General features: G+C 31.5%; 15 protein-coding genes. 7 read left to right on the top strand and 8 right to left on the bottom strand.

The genetic code is table 11. The features are described 5' to 3' along the window. Positions 1–104: 104 nt before the first annotated feature. Both uvrA and B4G36_RS12645 read right to left on the bottom strand, forming a co-directional pair. A complete protein-coding gene (gene uvrA, locus B4G36_RS12650; RefSeq protein WP_291064256.1) occupies positions 105–2930 on the bottom strand; it encodes an excinuclease ABC subunit UvrA in 2826 nt (941 codons plus the stop codon). Between the two features lie 89 nt (positions 2931–3019). Continuing rightward, positions 3020–4054 (bottom strand): GyrI-like domain-containing protein, encoded by a 1035-nt coding sequence (locus B4G36_RS12645; RefSeq protein ID WP_291064255.1) that lies wholly within the window; start codon positions 4052–4054, stop codon positions 3020–3022. A 104-nt stretch (positions 4055–4158) separates the two neighbouring features. Here B4G36_RS12645 and B4G36_RS12640 point away from each other — a divergent pair, with 104 nt between their 5' ends. Both B4G36_RS12640 and gdhA read left to right on the top strand, forming a co-directional pair. Beyond that, positions 4159–4749, top strand: a complete 591-nt coding sequence (locus tag B4G36_RS12640) for a DUF937 domain-containing protein (RefSeq protein ID WP_291064254.1) — start codon at positions 4159–4161, stop codon at positions 4747–4749. Between the two features lie 199 nt (positions 4750–4948). Further along, positions 4949–6298 (top strand): NADP-specific glutamate dehydrogenase, encoded by a 1350-nt coding sequence (gdhA, locus tag B4G36_RS12635; RefSeq protein ID WP_291064253.1) that lies wholly within the window; start codon positions 4949–4951, stop codon positions 6296–6298. Between the two features lie 89 nt (positions 6299–6387). Here gdhA and B4G36_RS12630 read toward each other — a convergent pair whose 3' ends face one another. Continuing rightward, positions 6388–7065, bottom strand: coding sequence for a response regulator transcription factor (locus B4G36_RS12630; RefSeq protein WP_291064252.1), 678 nt, complete (start codon positions 7063–7065; stop codon positions 6388–6390). Continuing rightward, positions 7055–8377 carry a sensor histidine kinase gene (locus tag B4G36_RS12625; RefSeq protein WP_291064251.1) on the bottom strand — a complete coding sequence of 441 codons (1323 nt, stop codon included), beginning with the start codon at positions 8375–8377 and terminating at the stop codon, positions 7055–7057. The genes B4G36_RS12630 and B4G36_RS12625 overlap by 11 nt, the downstream gene beginning before the upstream one ends. 122 nt (positions 8378–8499) lie before the next feature. Here B4G36_RS12625 and B4G36_RS12620 point away from each other — a divergent pair, with 122 nt between their 5' ends. Continuing rightward, positions 8500–10866, top strand: coding sequence for an outer membrane beta-barrel family protein (locus tag B4G36_RS12620; RefSeq protein ID WP_291064250.1), 2367 nt, complete (start codon positions 8500–8502; stop codon positions 10864–10866). Between the two features lie 48 nt (positions 10867–10914). Continuing rightward, entirely contained in the window at positions 10915–11373 is a 459-nt protein-coding gene (locus tag B4G36_RS12615; RefSeq protein ID WP_291064249.1) for a GNAT family N-acetyltransferase, read from the top strand. 47 nt (positions 11374–11420) lie between these two features. Here the strand turns inward: B4G36_RS12615 and B4G36_RS12610 are convergent, their stop codons facing one another. The 4 genes from B4G36_RS12610 to B4G36_RS12595 form a co-directional block, all read right to left on the bottom strand. Further along, a complete protein-coding gene (locus tag B4G36_RS12610; RefSeq protein WP_291064248.1) occupies positions 11421–12170 on the bottom strand; it encodes an SDR family NAD(P)-dependent oxidoreductase in 750 nt (249 codons plus the stop codon). A gap of 4 nt (positions 12171–12174) precedes the next feature. Further along, positions 12175–15000, bottom strand: coding sequence for a hypothetical protein (locus tag B4G36_RS12605; RefSeq protein WP_291064247.1), 2826 nt, complete (start codon positions 14998–15000; stop codon positions 12175–12177). A 63-nt stretch (positions 15001–15063) separates the two neighbouring features. Further along, positions 15064–15690: a carbonic anhydrase gene (locus B4G36_RS12600; RefSeq protein WP_219034949.1), complete on the bottom strand. Its 627-nt coding sequence runs from the start codon at positions 15688–15690 to the stop codon at positions 15064–15066. Positions 15691–15696: 6 nt separating this feature from the next. Next, positions 15697–15975, bottom strand: a complete 279-nt coding sequence (locus B4G36_RS12595; RefSeq protein ID WP_038337243.1) for a GNAT family N-acetyltransferase — start codon at positions 15973–15975, stop codon at positions 15697–15699. Positions 15976–16243: 268 nt separating this feature from the next. Between B4G36_RS12595 and dnaN the strand changes: the two genes are divergently transcribed. From dnaN to B4G36_RS12580, 3 genes are read left to right on the top strand one after another with little or no spacing between them, the layout of a single operon-like run. Beyond that, on the top strand, positions 16244–17362 hold the full coding sequence (gene dnaN / locus B4G36_RS12590) for a DNA polymerase III subunit beta (protein WP_038337242.1): 1119 nt from the start codon (positions 16244–16246) through the stop codon (positions 17360–17362). 36 nt (positions 17363–17398) lie between these two features. Further along, on the top strand, positions 17399–19828 hold the full coding sequence (gene pheT / locus B4G36_RS12585) for a phenylalanine--tRNA ligase subunit beta (RefSeq protein WP_291064246.1): 2430 nt from the start codon (positions 17399–17401) through the stop codon (positions 19826–19828). Between the two features lie 13 nt (positions 19829–19841). Beyond that, on the top strand, positions 19842–20276 hold the full coding sequence (locus B4G36_RS12580) for an META domain-containing protein (RefSeq protein ID WP_291064245.1): 435 nt from the start codon (positions 19842–19844) through the stop codon (positions 20274–20276). The last annotated feature ends 54 nt before the right edge of the window (positions 20277–20330 follow it).

Raw genomic sequence — 20330 nt, 5'->3', positions numbered from 1 at the left:
TTAATACCAAAATCGTACAAAAAGAAAAACAGTACAAATACGAATATATGTACTGTTTAAAATAAAATTTTATTGGTCTAATCCTGTATCATTTTTTCAGGACGTTACATCAATTCGTCTTTTAAAAATTTTCCTGTCACACTTTTAGAATTTTTAGCAATTTCTTCTGGTGTTCCTTCGGCGACAATTTTACCTCCTTTACCTCCACCATCAGGACCAATATCAATCACATAATCAGCCAACTTTATCACATCTAAGTTATGCTCGATGATGATAACCGTATTTCCAAATTCCACAATTTTATTAATCACTTTCATCAACACATTTACATCTTCAAAATGCAAACCTGTTGTCGGTTCATCTAAAATATAAATTGTTTTTCCTGTCTGTTTTTTTGCCAATTCTGTTGCTAATTTCACACGTTGCGCCTCTCCTCCACTCAATGTTGTCGACTGCTGACCAAGCGTGATGTACCCCAAACCTACATCTTGCAACATTTTGACATAACGATATATTTTCGGAATCGCTTCAAAGAATTCTACCGCTTCATTAACCGTCATTTCTAACACATCCGAAATCGATTTTCCTTTGTAACGAACCTCCAACGTCTCACGATTAAAACGTTTACCATTACATGTTTCGCATTCGACATGAATATCAGGTAAAAAATTCATTTCAATCACACGTAAACCAGCTCCTTGACAAGTTTCGCAACGTCCACCTTTTACATTAAACGAAAAACGTCCAGGTTTGTAACCTCTAATTTTGGCTTCAGGTAAATTTGTAAACAACGTACGAATATCAGAGAAAATTCCTGTATAAGTCGCAGGATTAGAACGAGGCGTACGACCAATTGGGGATTGATCCACTTCGATTACTTTATCCAAATGCTCTAAACCTTCAATTTTTTTGTAAGGCATTGGATCTTTTTCTGCTCTAAAGAAATGTTGATTCAGAATTCTGTACAATGTTTCATTAATCAACGTTGATTTTCCAGAACCTGAAACTCCTGAAACTACAACCAATTCTCCTAAAGGAATGGTAAGATTGACATTTTTTAAATTATTTCCAGATGCTCCAAAAAGTTTTAATTCATTCCCATTACCTTTTCGACGTTCTTTTGGAACTTCGATTTGCAACTGATTGTTTAAGTATTTTGATGTTAATGTATTTGATTTTAACATTTGTTCTGGCTCGCCTTCCCAAACGATTTGACCACCATTTTTTCCTGCTTTTGGTCCAACATCAACCACATAATCCGATTCCAAGATCATGTCTTTGTCGTGTTCTACAACCAAAACCGAATTTCCGATATCGCGTAATTTCTTTAACGAATCTATCAATCTGACATTATCGCGTTGATGCAAACCAATACTTGGCTCATCTAAAATATACAAAACATTCACCAATTGAGAACCAATTTGCGTTGCCAAACGAATTCGCTGCGCCTCGCCTCCAGAAAGTGTTCTAGAAGAACGATTAAGGCTCAAATAATCTAATCCTACATCTAATAAAAAAGATAAACGTGTATAAATTTCTTTCAGAATCTCATGCGCAATTTGTTGTTGGTTCGACGTCATCGAAACTGGTGCGTTTTCAATCCATTTTTGCAACGATTGAAGGTCCATTTCCGCAACTTCACCAATATTTTTATTGTCAATTCGGAAGAAAAGCGATTCTTTTTTAAGACGTTTTCCTTCGCAAGTTGGACAAATAACTTTCTTTCCAAACTTTTTGTTAATCGAACTTGAAGACGGATTATTTTTATCTTCCATAATTTCAGAAAGAAATTCATTCAATCCTTCAAAATCAATTTTATATGTTTTTTTGACTGATGCAAACTTAAGATCAACATTCAATGTTTCTTTCAAACCATTCATTACATCATCAATCAATGCTTGAGGAAGTTTTTTGAACGCTACTTTCTGGTCTATATTATGTTTGACAAAAATCGCTTCCAATTGTTTTTCTATTCGAGAAGATGATTTTAACGCTTCAAATAATTCTTCCAAATTATCAAACAACGATTTTTCGCTATCTTGAAATAATTTTTCGTGATTAACCACTTTCAACTCACCTAGACCTGTACAAGTTGGACAAGCTCCTTTTGGCGAATTGAACGAAAATGTATTCGGTTCTGGCAATGCATATGACATTCCTGTCGACGGACACATCAACGAGCGAGAAAAGAATTTGGTTTCATTGGTTTCATAATCCAAAATCATCGTAATTCCGTTTCCTTGCTGCATTGCATGATCAATACTTGAACGCAAACGTTGATCGTTCACCTTATCATTCAGCAACATTTTATCCACCATCAATTCGATATCATGCGTTTTGTAACGATCTAACATCATTCCTGGTGCAATATCTTTCAACTCACCATCAATGCGCATTTCAAGAAAACCTTTTTTAGAATATGTCACAAAAACCTCTCGATAATGACCTTTTCTTGAACGTACAATTGGCGCTAAAATCGCAATTTTCTTCTCGCTGTATTGTGTTCGAATCAACTCAATGATTTGCTCTTCTGTATAAGCAACCATTTGTTCGTTTGTTTCGACTGAAAAAGCGGTAGAAGCACGCGCATACAACAAACGAAGAAAGTCATATATTTCTGTAATTGTACCAACAGTAGAACGTGGATTTTTATTGGTCGTTTTTTGCTCAATTGCAATAACAGGCGACAAACCATCAATTTTATCAACATCTGGACGTTCTAAACCTCCCAAAAATTGACGTGCATAAACCGAAAAAGTTTCGATATAACGACGTTGTCCTTCTGCATAAATCGTATCAAAAGCCAACGAAGATTTCCCACTTCCACTTAAACCCGTGATTACCACAAGCTCGTTTCGAGGAATCTTTACATCAATATTTTTTAGATTATGTTCACGTGCACCGTAAACTTCAATAAAATCTTTGTCCATGTTCGTTTGTAAGAAGTTGCAAAAATACAAAAAAAGCCACATTACTGTGGCTAAGTGTACTTTAAAAATTGTTAATTCTTAAGTATTTATTATTTTTTAATTGGAATATAAATTCGAGAAATTAGTTTTAAACTATCTGTTTCCTTCGGATCGTTTAACATAATTTCTAATTGTTTTGTATCCAGTTGTAGTTTTTTAGATTTTGCATAATTCTTCATTTTTTCGATTGTTTGCGCACGCTTAGAACGAGGTCCTAAATGCAATGTCAACAAATAATCTCCACCAGGAACAACTACTTTTTTCATGTCCTTTTGCAAAGGCAAATCTTCTATTAATTGTATTCCAGCAAAAAATGTTGTCTTATCTTTTTCTTTATCAAAATCAGTAAAGTAGACATATGGGAAACCTAAATCGAAATCAAAACCACCTTCATCTTTATTCATTAACGATTTATAAATCACCTCAAAAGCGCCATCCACTTTATCCATTATATCTTTTTCTGCTAAACTTGACTGTTTACGAATCGCAAATAAATTTGTTCGACCTAATTCTACAATTCGATATTCACCATAATTCAATCGTCCTTCTTTTTGATCCTTATCTAATCTAACTTTCACTTTTTGATTTAGGTTATCCAAAGATTTTTCAAATTTAGATTCAGGATTTTTGAAAAAAGCAAAATAGCGGTAGAAATAAGGAATTTCTTGACTTAAATAATTCAATTTTGTAGTTGTTTTCCCATTTTCTTGTTGTTCAAATTTGACATTCAAACTATCTAATTTTTCCCAACCATCATATTTTATCGTATAATTAACGAAACGATTAATCGAAAAATTTTCAATCGTTACTTTTCCTGAAGCAATTGAAGCATCTTCTGAATCCCATATCATATAATTTTCGTCCTCTTCTTTTGTATTCGAAAATTTCTTGATTGTCAAAGAATCCGAAGCTGTAAATTGTTGCCATTTCGAGAATTGACGAAGATTATAAAATTCGTCGTACACCAAACCAACAGGTGCATCAAATTCATATTGCATTTCTTCGTCGAAACGATTCGGTAAAACGATTGGTAATAAAGCCAAAACCGCAATAATGATTACTAAAAAAAGATTTATTTGTTTCATTTACAAAATTGATTGTACAAAAATAGAAATACTTTGTAGGACTCTTAATATTAATCTGAATTAATCTGTTAAAAATAGTATATTTGAGTAAATAATATAAACTTATGGACTTTACTAATTTAATTCAAGGTGCAATGGGACAACAAATTTTTGCTTCTGCTGCAAAACAATTAGGGATTAATGAATCACAAGCTCAAATTGCTGTTGCAGCAGCTGTACCTTTTTTATTGTCTGCTTTAAATAAAAATGCTCAAAGCGGAGGTGCTGAAGGAATTTCGAATGCTTTGAATCAACATGACGGGTGTATTTTGGATAATCTTTCTGGATTTTTAGGTCAAGGAGGAAACCAACAAGATGGATTAGGAATTTTAGGTCACGTTTTAGGAAATAAACAACAAAATGTAGAATCTGCAATTTCTCAACAATCTGGATTGAATACAGAACAAGTTACTCAAATTTTAGCGTTAGTTGCGCCAATTGTAATGGGCTATTTGGGTAAACAAAAACAATCTGCTGGATTAGATTCAAATGGGATTGCTGGATTATTAGGCGGTTTAGTTGGTGGTTCTACAACTCAAACAAACCAAAGCGGAGTAAATTTAGGAGGTTTCGAAAAATTGTTAGATCAGGATGGTGATGGACAATTAGGAATTGGAGATGCCATGAGTTTATTGGGTGGATTTTTCAAAAAATAAGTCTTGTCTTAAACTGAATAAAAATACAAAATTTATTAAGCAGGAAATTTTCCTGCTTTTTTTGTTTCAAAAATTATCAACCTAAAGATTCTGAGCAGTCAAAATTATCAACTTCATAAATATCAAAAGTTTACTTTAAGAAATATGTTGTTTTTTTTATTATTGATTGTAATTTTATCAATATTCAAACACAAATAACATGGATACTTTATTTTACTCAGAAAAATTCATTCAAAGAATTAAATCAAAAAACCCTAACGAAAAAGAATTTTTACAAGCAGTTGAAGAAGTTTCCGAAACCATTTTACCATTTGTAGAAGAAAACCCTAAATACAAAAAGTTCAAAATTCTTGAAAGAATTGCAGAACCAGAACGTATTATTCAGTTTAGAGTAACTTGGGTTGATGATAAAGGCGAAATCCAAATCAACAAAGGTTATCGTGTACAAATGAATTCTGCGATTGGTCCTTATAAAGGTGGTTTGCGCTTTCATCCATCTGTTAATCTTTCTATTCTTAAATTCTTAGCTTTTGAACAAGTTTTTAAAAATAGCTTGACAACTTTACCTATGGGTGGCGGAAAAGGTGGTTCTGATTTTGATCCAAAAGGAAAATCGGACATGGAAATTATGCGCTTCTGCCAATCTTTTATGAGCGAATTATCTCGTCATATTGGCGCAGATGTCGATGTTCCTGCTGGTGATATTGGCGTTGGAGGGCGAGAAATAGGTTATTTATTCGGTCAATACAAACGAATGCGAAACGAATTTACAGGTGTTTTAACTGGAAAAGGATTAGAATATGGCGGTTCTTTGATTCGTCCTGAAGCTACTGGTTACGGCTTATTATATTTTGTAGAATGTATGTTAGCCGAAAAAAAAGAAACCTTAAAAGGAAAAACAGTTTCTATTTCTGGCTCTGGAAATGTTGCACAATATGCTGCTGAAAAGTCTCTGGAATTAGGCGCAAAAGTGGTTACACTTTCTGATTCTTCTGGATATATTTATGATGAAGACGGTTTTGATACAGAAAAACTAAATGTCATTTTCAAAATTAAGAATGATGATTACGATAGAATTTCAAAGTATGTTGATTATTATCCAAACGCTAATTTTTTCTCCGACCAAAATCCTTGGAAAGTTCCTTGTGATATAGCTTTGCCATGTGCAACACAAAACGAATTGGATTTACAAGATGCGCAAACTTTACATCTCAATGGTTGCAAATTGGTTGCCGAAGGTGCTAATATGCCAACAACTCCCGAAGCGGTTCATTATTTTTTGGATCATCAAATTTTATACGGTCCTGGAAAAGCTGCGAATGCTGGTGGTGTTGCAACTTCTGGATTGGAAATGTCTCAAAATTCGATCCGTCAAAATTGGAACAGAGAAAAAGTAGATTATCGATTAAAAGAAATTATGATAAAAATTCATCACCAATGTAAAAAATATGGAAAAGGTGAATTTCAAGAAAATATAAATTATTACAAAGGCGCTAATATAGCTGGTTTCGTAAAAGTTGCCGATGCTATGATTGCTCAAGGAATATAAAAATCCATTTATAAAATTCGGTTCCCTTTACTGAATTTAGAATTCAATTGTTTGTTATTAAAGCTGGACTTCTGTTCAGCTTTATTTTTTTAGAGTGGAAAATTAATTTTAAAACCAATTCCACGAACAGATTCAAATTTTATGGTTTCATCGTTCTGAAAATATTTGCGCAAACGTGTCATAAAAACATCCAAACTTCTACCCATAAAATAATCGTTTTCGCCCCAAATTTTTTCTAAAATCTCTTTACGACTCACTAATTTTTGATTATTCTGAATCAAGAAACTCAACAATTCTGCTTCTTTTTCTGTTAACTGAAATTTTTCTTCTTGATAAGATAATTGCAATTGATTTGGAAGAAAAACATAAGCTCCAATTTTGATCAATTCTTCTAAAACAGGTTGATTTCGCTTCAAAATATTTTTTATTCGCAAGACCAATTCTTCAGGATCGCAAGGTTTTGTGATATAATCATCTGCACCTAATTTCAACCCTAAAACACGATCAAAACTTTGCGCCTTAGCAGTCAAAAACAAATATGGGATTGTAATGGTTTCGGCTAATTTTTTCGCCAAAGAAAAACCATCAATTTCGGGTAACATGACATCAAAAATGATTAATTGAGCTGATTCCAACGATTCTATTTCCTTCAATAGTTTTTGTGGATGATCAAACCAAGTCACTTCAAAATCAGAAAATTCAAGATATTGTTTGAGAACAGTTCCCAAATCTTGATCATCTTCTACTAAAATTAATTTAGTTTTCATTCGACAAAATGATTAAAAATTGAACACCTTTGTCTTTATTATTCTGAACGTTAATTGTTCCTAAATATCGTTCGATTGTATTCTTGACCAAAAATAATCCAACACCCAAACCGCTTACATTTTGGTTAATAGAACGATTCACACGATAATATTTATCAAAAATAAGAGGCAAATCATTGGTTGGAATTCCAATTCCATTATCCGAAAAATTCAATGTTATTTTTTTTTGAAATTTAAAATCTAATACAATTTCAGTAGCTCCATATTTGACTGAATTTTCAATTAAATTCTGAGCAATTTGTTTAAAATCGTTTGTTTTCAGTACATTATTTTTCTCGAAAATACTTTGATTAATAAGTTTAATTTCTGGATATTGAAGTTGAATCTTTTGGATAATTTCATTCAAAATAACCTCATCTAACAATTCAGAATTTTCGTCATTTTTTACAAAAATAGAATCAACAGTTTGCTCCAAACGATTAATTTGTCTGTTCATCATTTGTTGCGTTTCTGGATGTTGAACTTGATGCAAAGCAAATTTCATCGTCGTAATTGGCGTATTCAATTCATGCGCAATAGAGTCTATTGTCAAATGTAATTGATTGATTTTTTCTTCTTGTTTCGATAAATTTTTAAGACTTTTCCAATACAAAAAGACAATTAATCCAACAATCAACAAACTCACAATGATTAAAGGAATAATTTTCTTGAGAATTAAAAATTTCAAATTCAGTAATTCAAAATCTGTCTTTCCTCTAATTTTATATTTATGACGTTCATTTTTATTAATTCCTAAATCAGAATCTGTTTGATTACTAATATCATCCGATGACCAAACACTTTGATTAATATTAGTTGGTTTCGCAATTTTATTTGTCGTTTCGTAAATCACATACTTTTTCTTTGGCAATAATTCTTTATGATTCAATTCATCATAAACCGAATAAACATCTGTACGAAGCGCTATTTCAAAATTATTTTCCTTAGAATAAACGTCTAATAGAGAATCTACAATTGGCGTATAAATCTCATAATTATAATCTACTTTCGTTCGAATTATTTGTAATTCATCAAACTGTTTTTTTTCATCATGATTCAGTTTTTTGAAATAATCTAAAATCTTATCATCATTAGAATCTGTTTCATATTTTGACATAAAATTCATCACTTTAACTCCAATTGCTTGAGCCTCTTTTTTCAAATCTTTCTCAATCAATCGATACGAATTATAGATATAATACCCTTGCAATGCAACCAAAACAATCAATGCAAAAGAGAAAATAAATGTATAATGTTTTTTAGATAATTTCATAAGCTTTCCATCAATTCAAAAATACATTGTTTTCGCACATAAATTACACATTAACTCATCGTTAACCGTTCATTAACCAAGTAAAATCGAAACTTGAAAGAGATTTGTTAAAAATCTGAACGATGAAAATAGTAATGACCTTTTTTTTATTACTTCCTAATTTAATTTTTGCACAAATTATTTCTGGAAAAATTATAGATGAACAAAATCAACCAATCAAAAACAGTTCTATTGAAGTTGAAATTCCTTCACAAGATCCGATTGTAACTGAATCGAATGAAAATGGTGAATTTAATTTTGAGCTTCATCAAGCACAATCATTTACAATTTATATTAAAGAATTTGGTTACCAAGAACTTGAAAAAACATATCAAGCTAACTCAGAAAATTCTTTGATTATCACGCTTCAAAAAGATGAAACAATTAACTTAAAAGACGTTGTTATTTCTGGTCAAAAACCTTTATTGAAACGAAAAATTGATCGAATAGAATTTAATGTCGAAAATACGCCTTTGCAAAATTTAAGTGCTTGGGACATCGTAAAAAATACACCAAATGTTCTTCTAAAAAATGATCAATTAAGTGTAAGAGGAAATATACAAATTTTGGTTACTATAAATGATAAAAAAACACTAATGTCCCAAGATGATTTGAAACAATTGTTAGAAAATACAGATGGTGCCACAGTTTCTTCGGTTGAAGTCATTACCAATCCGCCTGCAAAATATGAGGCTTCGGGAAGTGCGATTATTAACATTAAAATGAAGAAAAATGTACTTTCTGGTTACAAAGGACAAATTGCGACACGCTATCATCAATCGATTTATAGCAAAGGAATGTTGGGAACTTCGCAATCTTACAACACAGAAAAATGGCAATTGACAGGAAGTTATTATTTTGTGAATGGAAAATATATTCGCAAGAATTTTGATGTAACAATTTATGAAAAAGATCAAACCCGCTGGGAAAGTGACATGATTCGCCGAACAGTCGCGAAACAACAACATATTTACAACTTTGCTTCTCAATATTCAATCGATAGTTTACAGAATTTTCAGTTTGGAATAAATGGTTCAAGAAATCCTGCATCAATTGGAAATTATAACGTTCCGACGAATATTTACAATACAACAAATAATCAACTTGAATCATTTTACAAAACACAAAATCATCGTCGCGAAGCTTCGAATAATTTTAATACGTATTTGGTTTATGATAAAAAATTCGGGCAACATAATTTGACATGGAGCAACAATTTTAGTCATCGTTATTACAAAGAAAATCAAGATGTTTTAACAAAATTGAATTTCAAGGATAAACCTTATGAAGAAAATCGTTTTTTGAGCGCGGCACTTCAAAAATTGAATCTATTTTCTACACAAATTGATTATAGTTTGATCGAAGAAAATTATGGTTTGGAAGCTGGAGCGAAATATAGTTTTGTGAAGAATGATAATGATTTAGATTTCTTTGAGTCGATTCAAAATCAAATCGAATATCAACCCGAAAAAAGTAATATTTTTGATTACAAAGAACAGATTTTTGCGTTGTATATTTCTGGAAATTACAAATGGAAAAAATGGGAAGCAAAAGCTGGTTTGAGATCTGAAACAGCTCTTATAAATACGATTTCTGATAATCCAATTAGCCAAAATAAACGAACAAATACCGATCTTTTTCCAACTTTATATGTACTATATAATTTTGAAAATGCTGGACAAATTGGTTTGAATTATGGAAAAAGAATTGATCGACCAGATTATAATTTCTTGAATCCTTCAAAATCATATTACAATCTGTTTTCTTATTTTCAGGGCGATGCCAATGCGATTTCTACGATTATCCACAATTTGAGTTTATCTTACACTTTGAAAGATTGGAATTTTGAAGCCTATTATCGATACGAGAAAAATCCAACGATGGAAATTTCTATTCAAAATCCTGAAACTTTCGAAACAGTTTATCATTTTACAAACATCAAAAATGGAGAAGCTTTTGGAGCAAATCTTTCGAAAAATTTTAATCTAAAATCGTGGTGGAAACTGAATTTATTTACAATGGGAGAATATAATCAAAACTATTATTTTGGGCCAGATAATCTGCAGTACAAAAACGATGTCTTTTTTTATCACCTTTCATTGAGCACTCAATTTGATTTAGACAAAGCAAAAACATTTAATATTTCGGCTGGATATCAATATAATTCGAAGGCAATTCAAGGTTCGTTTGATATTAGTTCTTCTCAAAACACCTATTTGATTTTGAACAAAAAAATATGGGATAAACGTTTCGAAATTGGTTTAGTTTTCAATGATATTTTTAAAACCGATCGCAATACAATTTCCACGAAATACGCAAATCAAAATCAATATTTCAAAGATTATCGCGATACACAATACTTTATGTTGAATTTGAAATATAATTTCGGAAATCAGAAAGTAAAAGAAGCGAAACAAGCACAAAAAACAGCGGAACAAAATAGAATTTAGCGTTACAAAAAAACTTAAGTTTTATTAAATTTGAGGAAAAGCAATAAAATGAATTCAGTAAAAATCATTCGAACAAATTCATCTAACAAAGATTTTCAAGAATTGGTAATAGAATTAGATAAAGATTTAGCGATAAGAGATGGCGAATTTCATTCTTTCTTTTCGCAATACAATAAAGTTGACAAAATAAATCACGTTGTTATCGCCTATTTAAACGAAAATCCTGTTGGTTGTGGCGCTATAAAACATTATTCTGATACAACAATGGAAGTGAAAAGAATGTATGTAAATCCTGATTATAGAGGAAATAGAATTGCGGCTAAAGTTCTGAATGAATTAGAAAATTGGGCAATCGAATTAAATTATGAACGATGTATTTTGGAAACTGGATTGAAACAACCCGAAGCAATCGCTTTGTATGAGCGATGTGATTACACAAGAATCGAAAATTACGATCAATACAAAGACATCGAAGAAAGTGTTTGTTATGAGAAAATATTGAACTAAAAAAGCCTCTAAAATAGAGGCTTTCAAATGAATATATTTTTAAAATTTTATCCTTTATAAATAACAGTTCCTCCAGCTTGCGCTTTTGGGAAGATTGTAACATCGGCAATTTGTACATGTTCTGGTTGTTGCAACAAATACTCTATTGCATTTGCAATATCCTCTCCAACCAATGGCTCGAAACCTTTGTACACATTATCCGAAAGTTCTTGATTTCCTTTGAAACGAACCAACGAAAATTCTGTTTCTACCGCTCCTGGCGCAATATTGGAAACTTTGATTCCGTAAGGCAACAAATCATAACGCATTCCTTTGCTCAACGATTCTACTGCCGCTTTCGACGCACAATATGTTCCTCCATTTGGATAAACTTCTTTTCCTGCAATCGACGAAAGGTTGATAATATGCGCATTTGATGATTGTTTAAGAATTGGAATAATTGCTTTCGAAACGTAAATTAATCCTTTTACATTGATATCAATCATCGCTTCCAAATCTTCCAACTCAGCTGTATCAAAAGGTGCTAATCCGTGTGCATTTCCTGCATTATTGATTAAAACATCAATATTTTTCCACTCATTTTCTAAACTTTCTACTGCATTAAAAACAGCTTCCTTGTCTCGAACATCAAATTGAGTGGTTTTAACTTCCGTAATTTGACTCAATTCTGCCTGAATTTCATCTAATCGATCTTGACGACGCCCACACAAAATTAAACGATAATTTGGTGCTAATTTCTTTGCTGTCGCCATTCCTATGCCAGATGTTGCTCCGGTTATGAAGACTGTTCTTTTCATTTTCTTAAATAATTAAAAGTGCTTTTTTAAGACCGTCTAAGATACAAGCTAAAAAGAAATTAAAAAATGATTTATCCTGTTTTCGTTCGATATTTTCTACTTTTTCTTCTTTCATTTTTCCACGAGAATCATTCTTTACCGCCGCATTTCCAACTGCTGATAATAATTTCCTTTTCGAACCATCATCACGCAAAACATTCACTTTCAAATTTTGATAATCTATTCCAAAATTTCCTCCAGCAACTTTATCATTTCCATCAAAATTAAATTTTATTTGATTGAAAAATCCATCAACAGAAACCTTAAGATATGGTTTCACAAAAGGATCGAGATTTTTTGCAGGAAGTTTTGAAATTGAACCATTGATATTAAATTTCTCCGAACGATTCATTGGATTAAATGTCCAATTTGCACGCAAATCTCCATTCATAAATTCTGAACGCCAATCAACATCAACGTTTGGTAAAGATGTTTTACGATAACCCGAATTGACATTTTTAACCGTTGCATTTATAGACGAAAACGTCAATTTTCCTGTTCCGATACTTTTAGCCGTTTCCTCTTCATATTCTAATTTAGAGTTGACCAATTGCAATTGTTTCACCCCTAAATCGAATTTCATTTCACGTAATTTTTGTGAAAACATTGTTTTACGTTTTGTGTCATCAGGTGGAACCAAACTTCTATAAATATTTGCATAAAGCTGGTTCAATTTTATTTGATTGGCTTTCAAAAAGAAATCTTTGGATGGAGAAATTCCCCACTGAATTACATTTCCTTCTAATTGATTGACAGAAACAATGTATAAATCGGCTTGTTTATCTAATGAAGCTGTATACGCTTTTCGAGTAAGTTTTGGTGTTAATTTTAATTGATTCAACGTCAAGTTTCCATTCTGAAATTGCAAAGCTCCAGTATTCATCTTATACATTTTTCCTAAATCGAAATCAATTCCTGAAGATTTTAACAACACAGATTTATACGAAAATGGTATTGCTTCTTGAATAGTTTTTGGATCAACATTGATTTGATTAAACGCTAACTGAATTTGCTTCAATGTTAAATTCGGCGTTTTTTGTTGATAAGGAACCACATCTAAATGTCCATTTACCAACGAAATTTTATCAACTTTTATAACATCATTAAACTCTTTTGAGGTTTTTCCTTCGCGCTGCGCCACTCGTCTTGGCTGTCCATAAATCGTAAATTTTGGATTTTTGAAAATAACATGATTAACATGAAGTTCTTTCCCATAATCATTTTTCAATCCTAAAACCGTCAAATTAACATTATTGAAATCAAATTTTTGTGAAGCAATAAAACGCGATTGCTTGATTTGAATCGTATCAATTCCAAGATTAAAATTAATCAAGAACTTTTCTGTTACATTTTCAACTTTCTTCGCAATAACTTTTTCATTCTTTTGATCAATGATTTTCACATTTACCTCATCCAATTTGATTGAATTTGTATGAAAATAGAAATCACCATTTTTTATTCCCCAACTGTTATTATTTAACGTCAAAATTGGTGCTTCGACATCTAATAATGTGTTTGATTTTGTATAATTTCGATTAAATTGATTTTTTGAAATTAATGGTTTCATTTTGAAATTTTTCAGAATCAATTTCTTTTCTGTCAAATCAAAATTAGATGCTGTTAACGTGTGCATTTCATTCAATCGATAATACATCGAATCCAACTTAATACGGAAAGTTTTATAATCAATCGGAATATCATTTGTTCGCGTCAACGCATTCATTTTTATTCCTTCGATATTTAACGACACATTATTTATTGCATATTTTACCGTTTTTGCATTCGAGAAGAGTGAACGAATTTTACCATTTTCTATTTGTAATTTTTTGATATTAATTAACTCCGCATCTTCCGTTTTTATGCTTACTTTTTTAGTTGATTGTTTCTCAACTTTATTCTCAGGTTTGGCAGAAATAATGGTAATTTTTGGATTTTTGAATTTGATTAAATCTGTTTTAAAATATAATTTATCTTCTGAAGTAAATCCCCAATCCATCTTAGAAAGCGAAAGAAGTGGTGATTCAATATCCAATAAATCATTTTCAGAATCGTTTGGAACGTACATTTTTCCGTTCATTTTAAGCGGTTTCATCAAGAAATTATCCAACTCAAAATCAGTTTCATTAAAACGAACTTTTCGTGCTCTAATCAATTGTTGATCTTTTACCACAAAAAACATCGAATCTAATTTAATATCAAAAGCAGAATATCTGAACGGAATTTTTTTGTCCGCTGTTCGCTCATTGAAACGAACGCCATCAAAATCGATCGAAAAATTAGAAACATTTGCTATATGTTTTTTTCCTGATTGAGAATACAAATTAAACTCGCCATTGTTGATATTCACATTGGAAACATCTATACTTTGCCCAACTTTGGATTGTGCTGTATCTTTTTTGACCGAATCTTTTTTCTCTTTGAGATAATAATTTACAGAAGGATTATTGATGTTGATTGAATATGCTGCAACTTCTTTTTTGGTAATTAATTTTATAAAATTGATACCGACAATATTTATTTCTTTCACTTTTCCTGTTGCGTCAATCGAATCCTTTATTAACAACGAATCTTTTGGAGAAACTTCAACATTTTTTAGTGATAAAGACGAATTAAAAATAGAAAAGCTCAAATCTTCGTAAGTCAGATTATAAGCGGTATCGTTTTTTTCTGCAATGATTTTTGGAAGTCGATCATTCAGAAAATAGGAGATGTAAAAACTTAAAATAAAAAGTACCGCAATAATTGAAATTAAAGCGATACCTATTTTTTTTTTCCAACGGTTGTTAATCATTGATATAGTTTGGTTAACAGTCTTAAGAACAATTATTATACCAGATATAACAAAATGTTAAATTTATTCGTTGATATCGTAGATTTCTTTGATATTTTCTAAGATTTTATCGAAGTTTAAATTCAAATCAATTAATTTTCCAGTAAACAAATCGAACACCCAACCATGTACTTCTAATCCATTTTCCATTGCACGTTGTACAAAAGGATTTTTTACCACATTTACACATTGTTCTTGTACATTTAGCTCTACCAAACGGTTGTAACGCATTCCTTCGTTTTCGATTGCATTCAATTCTTCTGAATGTAAACGATAAACATCACGAATATTACGCAACCAAGGATTCATCATTCCTAAATCTTTCGGAATCATTGCAGATTTAATCCCTCCACAATTATAATGTCCACAAACTATAATATGTTTCACTTTTAGGTGTTCTACCGCATAGTCTAAAACAGAAGTGGTATTCATATCCAAACTAATTACCATATTAGCAATATTGCGGTGTACAAAAACCTCACCTGGCTCCGCTCCCAACAACTCTTCTGCCGTCACACGACTATCCGAACAACCAATGTAAAGCACTTCTGGATTTTGACCAGCCGAAAGCTTATCAAAATATTGCTCGTCTTGTCCTAAACGTTTATTTACCCACTCTTGGTTGTGTTCAAAAACTTTTTCTAAATTCATAATTTTCTAAATTACATCTTGTACTTCTGGATGTTTACCAACATAAACGCTCACATAACTACAAAATGGAATGATTTTCAACTGATTTTTTCTTGCGTAATCTACAGCTTCTAACACTAACTTTTCGGCCAAACCTTGTCCTCTCAATTCGGGATTAACACCTGTATGATTAATCAACATTTGTTCTTCTTTCAGCATAAAAGTTAATTCACCAACTTCTTTATTATTCTCATCAAGAAGTATAAAAACTCCATTTTTTCCTTCTAAATTCAATTCAATTTTCATAGAATAGTATTTTAAATTCAAATTAATCTTTTTGGATGAGATTTGGTCAAAAAGATTTGTTAAAAGTCTCGATATACAAGACAAATTTACGGGTGAAAAGTTTTTAATTCAAAGAAAATTTAAACAAATAATAACAATCAATTTACAATCATCTTTCTATTTGATAATCAACAACAAGCTATTCTATATAATATTTAATGTATAGGTTTGAGTTTTTTACTTGATTATTTATTACATTTGTTAGATATTTTAAGGAAATATTCTTCATATGAAATTTATTGTATCGAGCAACACGTTATTAAAAAATGTTAACTTAATCGGAGGGGTTATTAACTCTAATAATACTTTACCAATCCTTGATAATTTTTTATTCGAATTGGATGGTAGCCAATTAACTATCACTGGTTCTGATTTAGAAACAACAATTTCAACAACTTTAGAAGTTGAGTCTAATGATAATGGAAAAATTGCAATTCCATCAAAAATCTTAACTGACACGTTGAAAACTTTCCCTGCGCAACCGCTTACTTTTATCCAAAAAGAAGGAAATACGTTGGAAATTGTTTCAGAACAAGGAAATTATCAGTTAGCATTCGAAGACGCAAACGAATATCCTCAAACGCCAGATATCGAAGACGCAAGCTCTACAACACTTAGTGCAAGCATTTTATCAGAAGCAATTATCAAAACTATTTTTGCGACAGGAAACGACGAATTACGTCCAATTATGACAGGAGTCTTCTTCCAAGCAAATGCAGATATTTTCCGTTTTGTTGCTACAGATGCGCATCGTTTGGTAAAATATACTCGCAATGGCTTAGACAATTTACAAGCTGCTGAATATATTATGCCGAAAAAACCACTTAACTTATTGAAAAATATTTTAGGAGGAAATAATGACGATGTAACAATCGAATATAACAATACAAATACACGTTTTTCATTCCAAAACATCGTGTTAACTTGTCGTTTGATTGATGGTAAATATCCTAATTATGAAGCGGTAATTCCAAAAGAAAATCCAAATGTATTAACGATTAACAGAAACTTATTCTTGACATCTTTGAAACGTGTGGCAATTTTCTCTAACAAAACAACAAACCAAGTTCGATTAAAATTAGTTGGAAATTCATTGACAATTTCTGCTGAAGATATCGATTTTGCAAACAAAGCAGAAGAAAGACTTCCTTGTGATTACAACGGAACTGATTTACAAATCGGTTTCAATTCTCGTTTCTTAATCGAAATGTTGAACAATTTACAATCAGAAGAAATAACATTAGAAATGTCTGAACCGAATCGTGCAGGAATCATCAAACCAGTTGATGGACTAGAAGATGGCGAAGAAATCTTAATGCTAGTTATGCCAGTTATGTTAAACGCATAATCAAAAAGAATACATAAAATTCATTTATACAATACAATGAAAATTTCATACAATTGGCTAAAAACCTACATTGATACAGATATCACACTTGATGAAGTGTCTTCAACACTTACAAGTACGGGTCTAGAAGTTGAAGGTGTAGAACAAGTAGGTGGAGCTAAAAATTATTTGGAAACCGTATTAGTTGGTAAAGTTTTATCAGCTGTGCCACATCCAAACGCAGATAAATTAAGAGTTACTAAAATAGATTTAGGAGACGGAAAAGAAACGCAAATTGTTTGTGGAGCTCCTAATGTTGCAGAAGGTCAAAATGTTCCTGTTGCAACTGTCGGAACGGTTTTACCTTCACCAGATGGTGAATTTAAAATCAAGAAGGCAAAAATTCGTGGTGAAGAATCTTTCGGAATGATTTGTTCTGAAGTAGAATTAGGAATTGGTACAGATCATTCTGGTATTTTAGTTTTACCAGAAGATTTAAAACCTGGAACTTCTACGTTCGACCTATTCGGAAAAAATGATGAAGTTGACCACGAAATCGAAATTGGTTTAACGCCAAATCGTGCGGATGCAATGTCACATTTTGGTGTAGCGCGTGATTTACATGCGGCCCTTAAAACTCGTGATATCGCGTCAACATTCAAAACATATGATGTATCAAATTATCCTACGACAGATTTCGGAAAAAATCCTATTTCTATCGAGGTTAAAGATACAGAAGCAGCGCCTCGTTATGCAGGTGTTTACTTAAAAAATCTAAAAGTTGCTGAGTCGCCAGATTGGTTAAAAAATCGTTTGCAAGTTATTGGATTATCACCAATTAATAATGTGGTTGATATTACCAATTACATTTTACACGATTTAGGACAACCTTTACATGCTTTTGATGCAGCTAAAATTGAAGGAAATAAAGTGATCGTTCAAAAATTAGCAGAAGGAACAAAATTCACAACTTTAGATGGCGTTGAACGTACATTAAAAGGACATGAATTGATGATCTGCAACGAAAATCATCCAATGTGTATTGCAGGAGTATTCGGAGGAAAAGATTCTGGAGTTTCGGATGCTACTACAACTATTTTCTTAGAATCAGCATATTTTGAACCTGTAACAATTCGTAAAGGAGCGAAAGCACATGCATTAAATACGGATGCTTCTTTCCGCTTTGAACGTGGAATTGATCCTAACACAACTATCGACGCGTTGAAAAAAGCTGCGATGATGTTAGTTGAAATTGCTGGAGCTGAAATAGCGTCTAATATTGATGATATTTATGCAAATCCTATTCAAAACTTTAATGTAAAATTACGTTTACACAAAGTGGTTGAATTATTAGGAGTTGAAATTCCAGAACATAAAATCAAATCGATTTTAGAAAATTTAGAAATTAAAATTTTGTCAGAAAATGATGGAATTTTAGATTTAGAAGTTCCAGCTTATCGTGTAGATGTACAACGTGATGTAGATTTGATTGAAGATATTTTGAGGATTTATGGATACGATAATATCGAAATTCCTTCAAAATTTTCGTTTTCTTATGTTCCAAATCAAAAAGTTAGTCCAGATAAAATCGAAGATTTTATTGCGCGTCAATTGATTTCTTTCGGATTCAATGAAGCGATGAATAACTCGTTAACGAAAAGAGAATACGAAGAAATTTTCTTTTATCCAGAAGGTGAAAGTGTTGCAATGTTAAATCCGCTTTCTGCTGATTTAGCTGTAATGCGTCGCACTTTATTGAATGGTTTATTAGAAAATGTTGCGTTCAATATCAACCGTCGTAATTCGGATGTTAAGTTATTCGAATTTGGGAAAGTTTATCGCAAAATTGATGGTATTTACGAAGAAAATAAATGTTTAGGAATCGTTCTTTCAGGAAACTTTAATAGCGAATCGTGGACAGGTAATTTACGTAAAGCTTCATTTGCTGATTTGAAAGGTTTGATTAAACAAATTTTTGTTCGATTAGATATTCAAATTACAGATGAGTTACCTGCAAAAGATGATAATTTCTTAGATGGAATTGAATTTGTTTCTGGTCAAAAATCATTAGGAAAACTTGGAATCATCAGCAAAAAATTAGCAAAAAAATTAGGCGTTAATCAAGATGTTTTCTTTGCTCAATTAAATTGGGATGCAATGGTTGCTTTAGCAAACAAACACGATTTGAAATACAAAGAAATCTCTAAATTCCCAGGTTCTCGTAGAGATTTAGCTTTATTGCTTGATTCTTCTGTGAAATATGAAGAATTGTACAAAGCGACAAAAGAAGTCAAAACGAATTTGTTGAAAGCCGTTAATTTATTCGACGTTTACGAAGGAGATAAATTGCCAGCTGGTAAAAAATCGTATGCTTTAAGTTTTATGATTCAAGACGAAAATAAAACATTAAGCGATCAAGAAATTGATGGTTTAATGAATAAATTAATCAAATTGTATCAAGAAAAATTCAACGCTGAGTTGAGATAATATATTCCGAAAAATGAAAAAGATTGTAACTTTATTTTCAGCAACTATTTTGATGAGTTTTATAGCAACTTCTTGTTCTACAAGTGCAAGTACTGCTAAAATTAAACCTAAATCGGAAGTTTCGATTTCAAATCAAAATTGGTATTTGATCAACGATAACAACGTAGTAAAAGGTTTGTACGATAAGGACGTAATGTTGGTTATTGACGAAGCGAATTCGACTGTAAGTGGTTTTGCGGGTTGCAACAATTTCAATGCTACTTTTACAAAAGTTAGCGGCGTAACAAGCTTTGTTAATTTTTCTGAAACCAAAATGGCTTGTCCTAATTTGCAAGAAGAAAAAGCATTTTTATCGATGTTGAAAAGTGTAAATCGTTACGAAGTTTCTGGAAAAGAATTACATCTTTACAAAGGAAATATCTTATTATTGACATTAAAAACTTTGTAAGTTTTAATCAATTATAAAATCAAAAAGCGCTCTTAGAGCGCTTTTTTTTGTGGT

It is taken from the genome of Empedobacter sp. UBA3239, assembly GCF_002362875.1.
GTDB classification, from domain to species: Bacteria; Bacteroidota; Bacteroidia; order Flavobacteriales; family Weeksellaceae; genus Empedobacter; species Empedobacter falsenii_B.
The sequence above is the reverse complement of the archived record's forward strand: the minus strand, read 5'-3'. Positions and strand labels throughout refer to the sequence as shown.